The following is an 11,857-nucleotide window of genomic DNA, read 5'->3' as shown; positions in this document are numbered from 1 at the left end:
GTTCAACTGTGGACCGGCCCCGGTGACGATCAAGATGGCCGCCACCGCGAAGGTCCGCAACGCCAACGGCCCGAAGATCGTGCTGGACGGCGGCGGCACTGTCACGCTGAGCGGCCAGGGGCAGCGCCGCATCCTCTACATGAACACCTGCGACGAGGCCCAGGGCTTCACCACCTCGCACTGCCAGAACCAGGATCACCCGCAGCTCACCGTGCAGAACCTGACCTTCGCCGACGGCAACTCCACCGGCGAGAAGGCCGAGGGCGGCGGCGGTGGGGCGATCTTCGTCCGCGGCGGGCGGCTGAAGGTGGTCAACTCGCGCTTCGTCCGCAACCGCTGCGACCGCACCGGCCCCGACCTGGGTGGCGCGGCCGTCCGGGTGCTGAGCCAGTACGAGAACAAGCCGGTGTACGTGGTGGGCAGCACCTTCGACGGCGGTTCCTGCTCCAACGGAGGGGCGCTGAGCAGCATCGGCGTGTCGTGGGTGGTGCTGAACAGCCTGCTCAGGAACAACGAGGCGATCGGCAGCGGCGCCAACCCGGCCAAGTCCGGTACGCCCGGCGGCGGCAGCGGCGGCGCGATCTACTGCGACGGTAACGAGTTCACCGTCCGGATCGCCGGCACGATCATCGAGAACAACACTGCCAACGAGGGTGGCGGCGCGATCTTCTTCGTGAGCAACAACCGCACCGGCACCATGAGGATCGAAAACTCGACCCTGCGCCGCAACCCCAGCGCCACGTTCGAGACCCGCGGCTTCCCCGGCATCTTTTTCCTGGGCGCCCGCAACCCCACGCTCACCAACGCCAAGCTCTCCTAACCCACGGCAGCCCAACCCCGCCGGGGCCCGCCCAGCCCCGCCAGGCTCCCCACACCCGCCGAGGGTCCCCGCGCCCGCGCCGGTGATCAAGAGGTTTCGGTCATCGGGGCGGCTTTTTCTGACCGAAAGCTCTTGATCACCGAGCTGGGGTGGGGGTCAGTAGGGGTTTCCTTGGCCTGGGGGGCGGGCGTGGAGGAGGGCGGCGGGGCGGCCGGGCAGGTCCCGTGCGCCGGACATCGGTGGGCTCGGCGTGTGGTCGCCGTCGGCCATTCCGGCGAAGAGTTCCTTGAGCGTCGTCAGCGCACTGATCTTGGGCTGCCAGCCCAGCTCGGTCTCCGCGCGCTCGCTGGACATCAGCGGGGCGTTCAGACCCAGCTCCACCCAGCCCGCGTCGACCGGTTGCAGCCGCGCCCGCCAGGTCAGCGCCGCCGCCGCCCGCAGCACCGGCGCGGCGACCGGCACCGTCCAACCATGGAAGTGCCGGGCCACCAGCTCCGGAGTGAGCACCGGGTCCGCGGCGACGTTGAAAGCGCCGCGCGCATCACCCAGCACCGCCCGGGCGTACGCGTCAGCCACGTCATCGGCGTGCACCGCCTGCATCCGCAACCGGCGGTTCGTCGGCACCAGCGGGATCCGGCCGAAGCGCAGCAACCGCACCGGCGCCAGCGGGCCGAGGAAGTAGCGGGTGATCTCCGCACCGGCGGCCCGCTGGAAGATCAACCCGGGTCGCATCCGCACCACCCGCAGCGTCGGCTGATCCCGTTCGACCTCGTTCAGCAGAGCCTCCACCTCCGCCTTGTGCTCGCTGTACGACGAACCGGGCACACCGGTGGCCGGCCACCGCTCACTGATCGGGTGATCCTTCGGGCCGGGCGCGTAGGTGCCGACCGACGAGGCGTACACCAGGGCCGGAACTCCGGCCTGGACCACCGCGTTGATCACCGCCCGGCTGCCCTCGACGTTGGTCCGGCGCAGCACCCGCTGGTCGTGGCTGGGCTGGATCTGCCAGGCCAGGTGCACCACCGCGTCAGCACCCGCGAACACCTCGGCGAGCTGCCCGACCGCGCCCGGCGCGCCGATGTCGCAGGAGTGCCACTCCACCTGGTCGTACGGCTCGCCGGCGTCCGGGCCGGGCAACCGTCGAACGACCCCGGCCAGCTCCACGCCCCGCTCCCGGCGCAGCCGGCGCAGCAGCGCCGTACCGACGTTGCCGCTGGCCCCCACCACCACGATCCGCATGCCCGACCCCGTACCCGCCCAGCAGCAGCTCAACCACCATCAGCGCGGTGGCCCGCCCCGGCCCCGCCGCTTGATCCACTCGACTTCCTGGACGTCGGGGTACCCAAGCGCACAGGACAGCCCAACTTCCGGGATCCCGAGTCGATCAAGGTCGAGGAGACTCCCGTACCCAGCCGTGCTTCTCCTTGCCCCGCCTACCGGCGGTGGCGGCCAGGCAGCGTGGGCAGATCCAGCCCACCGCGTCCGCCTCGGTGAGCACGTCGGTACCCGAGTAGTCGAAGGGCACGTGCGGGAAGCGACGCAGTCGGGTACGGCTCAGCGCCAGGCCACAGACCGTCTGGTTCTGGCCGGGCAACCAGGCGTGCACCTCCCCACCCGGCTGGCGTACGCCATCGCGCCCGACCTCCTCCTCCCCGGAGGCCGCCACGGCAGGCAATCGGCTCGATCCCATGCCGGTCCTGGTTCCCCATCGGCCCCCACCCATGCGCCGCCGAACGAGGTCGCTCGATTCACCCCAGCTCACCGACCCCGCCACATCGCTGATCCTGCCGAAGTCAGGCCCCTGTCATCGCAGTCGAGCGGTGCCCGCAGGTCGGACAGACGTCATCGAGCACTCGTCGACGTACGGTCTGGTGTCGGGCGGCCTGGCCGGCGAGGGCCGCTGCCAGCAGCGCCGCGCCGACAAGAAGGATCGACCCGGCTGTGACGGCATAGGCCGTCGGGGCGGGCCCGCCGCCGCTGGTACCCCAGGTCGCCTGGCTGAGTTGGTCGGCGCTGAACAGGCCGGCCGGGGTGGCGAGCAGCAGGGTCGCCCAGAGGCCTGCGTCATCGGCTCCCAGGGCGCGAACGAGGCCGACGAGCAGGACCAGTACGAACATCGACCCCCCGGCCATCGCCAGCAGTTCGGGGGTCGAGCCGTACGAGGTGAACATGTTGCCGCCGTTCTCGGCGGCGCTGAATGCCACCGATACGGCCGTCACACAACCGGCCGTGAACGGCGGCAGGCTACGCACGACCCAACCGGGATGGGAGGGCAGCGCAAGCGTGGCCAGGCCGAGCGCGACGGCGGGGACCAGCACGAACAGCGGCGGCCCAGGTTGGCCGGTGACGGCGGCCACTGGCGGCACGGCGACAGTCAGTAGGAGACCACCGGCCGCGACGGTTCGAGCCCAGGCCCCGGGCAGCGCCGTGGCGGCGAGGCCGACGAGCAGCCAGCCAAGCCAGATCACTGCGCCGAGGGTCTGGAACGGACCAACCGGGTCCAGCCGAGCGAAACGCGGATCTTCGAACTCGACCTGCAGGAGCAGGAAGGCGGAGACCGCGACCAGGGTGTTCAGCGCGGCGGTCGCGGCCAGTGGGAGAGCCGCAACCAGCCCGAGAGCGCCGTACCCGCGCAGTCGCTCCCGGAGCCCGGCGCCGAGCAGATCGACGGCGTCGTGTGGGGATGGCCAGCGCCGGCCCGGATCGACGGTGTCGAGGTACGTCCCGACGATCTCGTCGCCCCGCTCAGCCTGGTAGTCACCCGGGTAGGCCCACAGCAGCCGCCGGTAGCGGGACTCCAGCGGCGACCCGGCCTGTTCCTGCGCGGGATTGGGCTGGTTCATGCCGGGCCTCCGGTCGGTCGAAGGACGGGGTGGGCGGCCGTTCCGGGGATGGTGAGAGGGCCGCGTGAGATGCCGTCGACGGTGCGGGTGCCCGCAGGTCGGGCACGTAACCGCTGTGTGGCGGCCTCGACGTTGCGGCGCAGTCGTTCGGTCTCGGCGGTGAGCACGGACCGGCCCGCTTCGGTGAGCCGGTAGTAGCGGCGTAACCGTCCCTCGACGACCTCCTCGTGGGCACGCTCGACCAGCCCTTCGTCGGTGAGGCGGTCGAGTGCGCCGTAGAGGGTGCCGGGCCGCAGCGCCAGCCGCCCATCGGAGAGGGCCGCGACGTCGCTGATGATGCCGTAGCCGTGCATGGATTCCCGCGCAAGGGCAGTCAGGATCAAGAAGGTGGGTTCCCGCAGTGGCGTGGGTGTGGCCATGACGCTAATATATCGGTGATGAAGCTATACCGGTGACGAAGCAATGCAGAAGTTTGCCGGAGGCGTCGAGGCCGGCTGCGGACGCGAGCCACCTCGCCAGTTGGTCATCCCGGCGGGCCGCTCGGCCTTGCACCAGCAACGGCGGCAGTCCCAACGCCCACACCGTCGTGGGCGTAGATCAGCATCGCTCCTCTGGCCCGGGGGCGGACATCAGCCGGGGCGCAGACCGTCGGGTAACCTGAGCGCGCGGGCCGCTAGCTCAATGGCAGAGCTGTGGACTTTTAATCCATAGGTTCAGGGTTCGAGTCCCTGGCGGCCCACTCCGTTCCAGCTCAGCGGCCCTTTGTAGGGCCGCTGTCTTTGTCAGCACGACTCGTATAGCAGCGAAGTACAGCAGTAGCGCTCCACCGGTCCAGTGCTCTGCCGAGCCGCTTGAGCGCGTTGCGGGTGGCTAGCTTGGCGCTTCGGCGCCATCCACATGGAGTACACATGCCCAACGTGGTCCTCATCGCCGGGCCGGTAGTCGACCTGGCTTCCGCTGCGTGGGCTATGGCAGACGCCATCGGCCTACAGGTTGTCAGCGCAGGTAACGTCTTCCGCGGTCACGTGCAGCAGCAGACTTCGCTGGGCAAAGAGGCGAGCCGGTATATGCAGGCCGGACATCTTGTCCCGGATGAGCTAATGGTCAAAGCCATCGCTGACGCCCTAACCAACGCCGACGGTGGCTGGGTGCTGTACAACTTCCCTCGCAACATCCGCCAAGCTGAGTTGCAGACGCAGAGCGGCCATGTCCCCGACACAGTGATCGAAGTTGTCCTTACGGAGGACCAACTCCGCCTCGCCGCGCAGGGCCGGGTGGAACGTCAGATAGACCTGGACTCTCAGCAAGCCGAGCGACGCCAGGAACTCTTGCTGATGTACTCGCATTCACAGGAGACCTACCGAGAGCAGGTCGAGCCGTTGCGCGCCTATTACCGGGCCCATGGCCTGTGGCAAACCGTCAGTGGCTTCGGCGACTTCGAGGACGTAGCAGCCAGGCTGATCCCAATCGCCTCTGCCAGTAGACGCCACTCCTGATATCGCGCAGGTAGGCCGGCCCCCGGGCGACGTGGGAGGACTTTCCTCACATCTATCAAGGCGGGCCTGGACGTGCCGCACGCGCCGCCGCCTGGGCGCGCGTCCGTCGCTCCGACTCCGGCCACGCAACACGCCCGGCGGCTGGCGCGGAAGCGGTCAGCCCATGGGGCCGGCAGCCGGCCGGGCCGCGCGGTCACGAGCCCGCGCGGCATAGTGCAGCGCACGCCGGCTGCGTCGGCGAACTGGCGGCGGGTAGCGGGGTTGCGGTTACTTCGCCTCCGGCGGGGCGCTCGGGCTCCAGGATGTTCGGGGGTCCGTCGGCGGGTGCCGGGCCGTGGGTGGTTGCGGTAGGCCATCCCGCCTGCCATCGACCCGGGTAAGCCGAGCAGGCCACCGCCCGACCCGCCAGCATCCGACCGTGCGTCAAGGCCGTCTTGACGTGGCGGGCCGAGAATCTCTCCAACCGGATGGCAGCGACCAACACCTTGAGACCGCATCCCCCCCGACGGGGGTCGGCACGATTCGTCGGCAGAATGGCTTTCGACAGCAGCGCTGACAGCAACCGCGCCGGACGGCGGCACGCTGACGAGTCCGGGCATAGACGAAGCTCCGAGCGTGCGGCCGTTCCCGGACGACGTGCACAGAGCCTGTAAGCGAGACGTCCTAGCTCGGCGAAGGCACCGGGGACTATCGGGGAAGTGGGTTGGCGACGTAGACGCCCTGCCCTGGCGCCCGTCGATCAAGCCCTCAGCTTTGAGCACGAGCATGGAAGCGCGGATCACCGTGTTGCTGACTTCGTAGTGCTCGCACAAGGCAGCGAAGGACGGCAGCTTGTCGCCCGGGTTCAACTGGCCGGAGCTGATCTGCTCGCGGATATCTCGGGCGACCTGTAGGTACGCAGCTTCAGACATAGGTGGTGCTCCCAGCTTGGCGGCTGGTGCAAGCAGACCACAACTCAAGCTCGACTTACAACGCTATGTGTTGTCAGTCGTTGACTATGCGCACATTGCGTCCTACGTTGCTTGTGGGGTTACCCAGCTTGGCGGCCGGGTTGCCCCGCCGTGGGTGCCCTGTCTCCGGACACGGCTGACCGGGTGCCCACGGAACCCCCCAAGCGTCGGCCGGAGGCACGGTGACCAGACCAAACGATGCAACTGCCTCAGACACCGGTGCCGGCCGTGCGACCCGGGATTCCGGACATTGGCAGCGAAGGTTGGAGAGCACTCGGCGGCGGGTGGCCTACGACGAGTACGTCATCGCAGTGGCACTCACCCTGGCCCGACGCCATCGGCCGATGTGGTCCTGGCGGCACTGGCGACGCGTCTGCCACTGCGGAGCCGACCTGCCATGCAGAAGCCTCCACCTCATCCCAATCAACCGCGGTCACTGGCCGAGTCAGGACGGCCCGCAATGACAACCCACCTCCCGGTCACGCCGGTTTGGACGTGCAGCGGCTGTGGTGCCGACTGGCCCTGTCACACCCGCCGGCGAGAGCTGCGAGCGGAGTACGACCGAGCCCCGGTGTCACTCGCCCTGTACCTGGCAGCCCAGCTCGTCGAGGCCGCCCAGGACTTGGCCCACGTCCCCGCCGGCCACCTGCACTATCGATTCCTCGGCTGGACCCGATGAGCATCCTGCGACCCGGCGACGAGAAGTTCCACTACAGCGACGGCTCCCACAAGTGGATCCCGCCGGACCCCGACTACGACCAGGAGGTCTGGGACGAGCAGGTCCGCCAACACAAGCACGGCCACCTGAGGAACGAGCGCCCGAAGGTGCGCATCCAGCGCCTCGTCTGACGCCAGCAATACCGCAGCGAAGTACAGCGACCGTGCCAGCCGAACCAGGCCGAGAAGCGCGCACGCTGGACCGGTAAGCGGCTACAGCTCTTCTTCTCCGCTGCAGCCCGGCGGGTCACGGCGCGGCCGTGACGTGTCCGCCTAGGTGATCACCGGGCAAGCTGGTCAGTGATGACGCGGCTGCCCATCTTGACTACCGGACTTCCGTCGAGACCGGGTCGAGGAAGAAGAGGCACTGGGCGGGTTTGAACTCGCCTACCTCGGCGACGAAGCGGAACGTGTCGCCTTCGCCGACGGTGGCGGGGATCTGCTTGCCGGTCAGTTTCAGGTCGAGGATGTTGACGTCCTCGTACTTGATGGCCGGGCCGACTGCCGTGTTCGGCCCCTTGTCGCCTGGGCCCAGAAGGAAGTCGTAGCGGGTGTCGTAGTCACCGTGGGGCACCATGTTCACGATCGAGCCGTTGAACGCGACCGTCTTGCCCTCATGCCTGGTCGCGAAGGCCAGGTTCGCGTCGTCGCAACTGTCTGCCTTCAGCAGCGCGGCGAACTCCGGATTGTTCTGCGGCGTGATCACCTCAGTGGCAGCCGACTCGGCAGCGGTCGGAGCCGGCGTAGCAGACGGTTTCTCACTCACAGCAGCCGTCGACTTGTCTGACTCGTCCTTCTTTTCGTCTCCGCCGCTGAGGGCAGAGGCGGCGCCGATGACGACAGCGAGGATCACGAGGACGACGGCTGCCGCGCCGATCAGGAGCCACGGCTGCGGCTTCTTCGGCCGACGGAAGTCGACGGTGGAGCGAAGCGCGCCTGGGGCCTGTTGTACGAGCTTCCAGCCATCCTTCTGCATCTTCGAGATGACCCAGCCGTCGGTGCCGCGAACTGGCCGTACGGTCTTGTACTCGTACTTGATCTCGTCGGCCATGCGGCTCCGCGCCCCCTAAATGGACTGCTCACACCAACTGCCTGGCGCAGCATAGGGGACAGGCACCACTGACACCGGCTCCGTGTAACGCCGGGCTGATCGACGACGCCGGATGAGTGGAGATCTTGATCTCCAATACGGCCTTCACCCTCCTGGGAGGGCCGTCACCTGCGACGTGAGGAACCTATGCGCCCTCGTTCCCTTTCCCGCTCGATCCGACGTACCTTCGCAACCTCGCTGGCCACCCTCGCCCTCGTCGGGGGCACGGCGGCCCTCGCTCCGGCCGACGCGGTGGCGGCCGGGCGACTCCAGCCCGATCTGGTCGTCGATCTGATGATGACCGACGTGCTGAATCCGGCGGAGGGCGAGACCTTCTCCGCCGAGATCGACATCCGGAACTACGGCACCGGAGCGTCGGACCCGATCAGCGTCACGGTCGCGGTGCCCGCCGGGCTCAGGACCACGACCCCGTCGGTCGGTGACCCTGCCTGGACCTGCACGGCAGTGAGCACGACGAGCTACACGTGCTCGTATCCGCAATTGGCGGCCGGTGGTCGGGCGAGCCGGCTGTTCGTGCCGTTCGTCGTGGCCGGCGCGACACCGGGCAGCAGGGTGCCCATCACCACGAGCATCACCCCGCAACGCCGCGAGGCGAACACCGACAACAACACCGAATCCGTCACGGTGGCGATCTCGGGCACGTGCGTCATCCGCGGCAGTGTGTGGCACGACCTTGACCGGGATGGGCAGCGCGAGGCGGATGAGCCGGCCATCGCCGGTGGCCCGGACGGCGTGTTGGAGGTGAGTCTGTCGAGTCCGCAGCGACAGGCAATTGGCGGTGGCTCGGCCACCGTCAACCCGGACGGAACCTGGTCGATCACCGCCCGCACCGAGCTGCTGTACGAGGTCCGGCTGGAGGCAGCCGCCACGTACGGCCGGACTGTCGCAGACGTGGGTGACGACGCCACGGACTCGGACATCGTGAGGTCGTACCAGTTCGAGCCGACCCTGCTCGTCGCCAGCGCCGAATTCCAGGCCGTGCATGGCGCGGAGTACGTGGTCGACGCCGGCCTGGTCAGCCAGAGCTGAGCCCCTCGCCGCCCGCCCGAGATGTTTCGGGCGGGCGGCGATCCGGACAGACAGCAGCGGCTCCGCCGGTGGGGGTGGTGATGACACCTGGCGTCGAGGGCTGACGTAGATATCCTCTTCAGGTGCTGGCCCGTGTGGAGATCGTTGACATGGGTCCGGCGCTGCGAAGGGACTATCGACATGCCCCGTGTGGTACCGGCGGTCATCCGCGCCCTCGACGTCCTCGAACTGTTCCTGGACTGCCCCCAGTTGTCGGCCCGCCAGGTGATGGAGCGACTCGACCTGCCGCGCACGACTGTCCACGAGTTGCTGGTGACGCTTGAGGCTCGCGCGTACCTGATCTCCATACCGGGTCAGCCTGTGCAGTATCGGCTCGGCATGCCGCTGTTCCAGCTGGGCGCGGCGTTCGCGGGCCGGCTTGATCTGGTACGCGAGGCGCAGGGCGTCGCGCGGGACATGGCCGCCGCGTGCGACGAGGCGGTTCATGTGGCGGTGCTCGACGGCGCCGATGTCATCTATCTCGTCAAGTTCGACAGCACCCACCCCGTTCGGATGGTTTCCGGGGTCGGGCTGCGGCTGCCCGCTCACTGCACGGCCGTCGGCAAGGTACTGCTGTCGGCTCTCGGCCAGGCGGACCTGGACGCCGTCCTGCTGAAGGGCCCCCTGCCGGGCATGACGCCGGACAGCATCACCGACCCGGATCTTCTTCGTGAGCATCTGAACCGTGTCCGGGCGGAGGGTGTCGCGGTCGACATCGGCGAGTCGGACACCGCGATGCGCTGTGTCGCTGCGGGGATCCGGGACCATACCGGCACCATCATCGCTGGGATGAGTCTGTCCGCACCGATCATTCGTTGGACGCCTCAGGTGCAGGTGGAGTGGACCGGGCTGGTTCGCGAGGGAGCGGCTGTGCTGTCGGCCCGCATGGGCTACCGGGCGCAATCTCGGTAGGCAACCTCCCGCTTTCGGTTCGAAACAACATCGAAACATTGACATTGCTCATCGCGCTGCCCTAGCGTCGCGACCACTCGATACGGTATATCGAACCTAGTTCGAAATCTCGAACGGCGGTGGTCCTGTGACCCGACCGAACTGGAACGTCAGCGCTATTGCCTCGGCCCGGTCGCCGATCGCCTCAACCTCGTCGCGCTACCCGGAGAGCGCCACCCGACATGTCTCGGGTGGCTCCGACGAAGCGCGCGTGAGCGGACTTCCCACGGTGACGGGCGGGCCCGCTCACCACCGTAGGAACCCACGAACGCACTGATCTCGACGGGCGTCCCTCGGTGGTCGCCGGCAGAAACCAACTGCAACACAAGCATCGCGGTGTTCGCCAGTAAGACCTTCGGCGTGCAGCCGTGCGCGGGGAGAAGAAGGAGGCGGGTGTCCATGGAGGACAAGTCGGGGTGGTCACGGCGCGGCTTTCTGGGGATGGGAGTCGGGGTGCTCGGCGCGGCCGGTCTGGCCGCCTGCGGGGACGGCTCCGAATCGCCCACCAGGGTGCAGCCGGAGGTTCCGCAGGAGCTGATCGACGCCGCGTCGGCGATGAAGGGCTCCTCGATGGGCATGCTGTCGCAGAAGCTGTACTCGACGGCGGCGAACGAAGCCCTCGACAGCTCGATCAAGAAGTTCGCCGACAGCACCGGAACGAAGATCGAGAACAGTCTGGTCCAGGCCGACGCCGGTGACGTGGTGGCCAAGATCGACGCCGAGGTCAAGGGTGGGGTGGCCCGCGACCTGGCGTTCATGACCGACTCGCGGTTCGTCGCGCAGTTCCAGGCGCTGGGCGACCTGGAGGACGTGACGGACGTCGTCACGGCGCTGACCGCCAAGTACGGCGAGCCCTGCGCCGAGGCCAAGAACTTCTGCGTCTTCGACGGCAAGTGGTTCGCCATCCCGTACCACTTCATCGGGATCGGGTCGTTCCTGCGCAAGGACTGGATGCAGGACAAGGGCATCTCCCCCAAGGACATCTACAGCTGGGAGGAGCTGCGGGACCTGTGTCTGGAGATCTCCGATCCGAGCAAGCGCCGGTTCGGCTGGGGCATGACGGTGAACCGGTCCGGTGACGGCAACGGAATGATCGAGGCGCTGATCAACGCCTACGGCGGGTCGATCGCCGCCAACGACGGCCGGAAGGTCACCTTCAACACCCCGGAGACCGTGCAGGCGGTGACCTTCCTCGGCGACATCTACACCAACCCCAAGTACAAGCCGATGCTGCCACCGGGGATCGCGAGCTGGACCGACACCAGCAACAACGAGAACTGGCTCGCCGGGATCCTCGGTTACACCCGCAACCAGTTCAGCGTCTACGCGGACTCCAGGACCAAGAAGAACCCGGTGCACGCGAACACCCACGTGTTCTCCGACTGCATCGGGCCGGCGACCGACAATCCGCTGCTGCTCGGCCAGTCGCAGGGCTTCGTCGTCTTCAAGGGTGCCAAGAACCCGGCGCTCGCCAAGCTCCTGGCGCAGTACCTGGTCAGCGCGCCCGCGCTGCTCGGGGTGGCGAAGGAAGCGCCCGGCCTGGTGATGCCCGCCTGGGAGAAGGTCTGGGACGCCGACCCGTTCTTCACCAGCGGCGACCCGGCGTTCCCCATGCTGCGCAAGATCACGGAATTGAAGCTGCCGCTGAACACGAAGAACGGCCTGGCCTTCCCGCAGAAGGCCAGCGCGGGCCAACAGGCGGTGGGGTCGGCCTACGTCCTCACCGACATGATGCAGCAGGTCGTTCAGGGCACAGCGCCGGCGCAGGCCGTGACGGCTGCCCACGCGAAGATGGTGCAGATCTTCAACCAGCAGGGGCTGCGGCAGTGAGGTCGGTCCGTCCTGCGCGGGTCCCGGCGGCGAGGAAATCCCCGCCGTCGGGGCCTGGCTCCCTCACCGCG

General features: G+C 68.2%; 11 protein-coding genes, 1 tRNA gene and 1 pseudogene. 7 read left to right on the top strand and 6 right to left on the bottom strand.

The window, feature by feature from the left end:
* Positions 1 to 820 (top strand): hypothetical protein (locus tag KBX08_RS15875; RefSeq protein WP_210784210.1); only part of this gene is annotated, 820 nt, incomplete at its 5' end.
* Between the two features lie 156 nt (positions 821 to 976).
* Here the strand turns inward: KBX08_RS15875 and KBX08_RS15870 are convergent.
* The 4 genes from KBX08_RS15870 to KBX08_RS15855 form a co-directional block, all read right to left on the bottom strand.
* Complete coding sequence (locus tag KBX08_RS15870; protein ID WP_210784209.1) at positions 977 to 2,059, bottom strand: NAD-dependent epimerase/dehydratase family protein; 1,083 nt, start codon at positions 2,057 to 2,059, stop codon at positions 977 to 979.
* 145 nt (positions 2,060 to 2,204) lie between these two features.
* Positions 2,205 to 2,510 carry a hypothetical protein gene (locus KBX08_RS15865; RefSeq protein ID WP_210784208.1) on the bottom strand — a complete coding sequence of 102 codons (306 nt, stop codon included), beginning with the start codon at positions 2,508 to 2,510 and terminating at the stop codon, positions 2,205 to 2,207.
* Positions 2,511 to 2,613: 103 nt separating this feature from the next.
* A complete protein-coding gene (locus KBX08_RS15860; RefSeq protein ID WP_210784207.1) occupies positions 2,614 to 3,663 on the bottom strand; it encodes a GlsB/YeaQ/YmgE family stress response membrane protein in 1,050 nt (349 codons plus the stop codon).
* Complete coding sequence (locus KBX08_RS15855; protein WP_210784206.1) at positions 3,660 to 4,082, bottom strand: PadR family transcriptional regulator; 423 nt, start codon at positions 4,080 to 4,082, stop codon at positions 3,660 to 3,662. The genes KBX08_RS15860 and KBX08_RS15855 overlap by 4 nt, the downstream gene beginning before the upstream one ends.
* A 248-nt stretch (positions 4,083 to 4,330) precedes the next feature.
* On the opposite strand from KBX08_RS15855, the gene KBX08_RS15850 reads away from it, so the two are divergent.
* Both KBX08_RS15850 and KBX08_RS15845 read left to right on the top strand, forming a co-directional pair.
* Positions 4,331 to 4,402 (top strand) — tRNA-Lys (locus KBX08_RS15850).
* Between the two features lie 169 nt (positions 4,403 to 4,571).
* Complete coding sequence (locus tag KBX08_RS15845) at positions 4,572 to 5,159, top strand: nucleoside monophosphate kinase (RefSeq protein WP_210784205.1); 588 nt, start codon at positions 4,572 to 4,574, stop codon at positions 5,157 to 5,159.
* A 687-nt stretch (positions 5,160 to 5,846) separates the two neighbouring features.
* Here KBX08_RS15845 and KBX08_RS34735 read toward each other — a convergent pair.
* Positions 5,847 to 6,070, bottom strand: a pseudogene (locus KBX08_RS34735) (winged helix-turn-helix domain-containing protein).
* A gap of 714 nt (positions 6,071 to 6,784) precedes the next feature.
* Here KBX08_RS34735 and KBX08_RS15830 point away from each other — a divergent pair.
* Positions 6,785 to 6,958 carry a hypothetical protein gene (locus KBX08_RS15830; protein WP_167362340.1) on the top strand — a complete coding sequence of 58 codons (174 nt, stop codon included), beginning with the start codon at positions 6,785 to 6,787 and terminating at the stop codon, positions 6,956 to 6,958.
* Between the two features lie 193 nt (positions 6,959 to 7,151).
* Here KBX08_RS15830 and KBX08_RS15825 read toward each other — a convergent pair whose 3' ends face one another.
* Positions 7,152 to 7,877: a DUF4839 domain-containing protein gene (locus tag KBX08_RS15825; RefSeq protein ID WP_210784203.1), complete on the bottom strand. Its 726-nt coding sequence runs from the start codon at positions 7,875 to 7,877 to the stop codon at positions 7,152 to 7,154.
* A gap of 186 nt (positions 7,878 to 8,063) precedes the next feature.
* On the opposite strand from KBX08_RS15825, the gene KBX08_RS15820 reads away from it, so the two are divergent.
* The 3 genes from KBX08_RS15820 (at position 8,064) to KBX08_RS15810 (ending at position 11,786) form a co-directional block, all read left to right on the top strand.
* A complete protein-coding gene (locus KBX08_RS15820; protein ID WP_210784202.1) occupies positions 8,064 to 8,966 on the top strand; it encodes an SdrD B-like domain-containing protein in 903 nt (300 codons plus the stop codon).
* Positions 8,967 to 9,146: 180 nt separating this feature from the next.
* Positions 9,147 to 9,917 (top strand): IclR family transcriptional regulator, encoded by a 771-nt coding sequence (locus tag KBX08_RS15815; RefSeq protein WP_210784219.1) that lies wholly within the window; start codon positions 9,147 to 9,149, stop codon positions 9,915 to 9,917.
* Positions 9,918 to 10,355: 438 nt separating this feature from the next.
* Positions 10,356 to 11,786: an extracellular solute-binding protein gene (locus tag KBX08_RS15810; RefSeq protein ID WP_210784201.1), complete on the top strand. Its 1,431-nt coding sequence runs from the start codon at positions 10,356 to 10,358 to the stop codon at positions 11,784 to 11,786.
* The last annotated feature ends 71 nt before the right edge of the window (positions 11,787 to 11,857 follow it).

Source organism: Micromonospora sp. H61 (assembly GCF_018070325.1).
GTDB classification, from domain to species: domain Bacteria; phylum Actinomycetota; class Actinomycetes; order Mycobacteriales; family Micromonosporaceae; genus Micromonospora; species Micromonospora salmantinae.
Note: the sequence above shows the minus strand (reverse complement) of the source record. Positions and strands in the feature narration are given on the sequence as shown.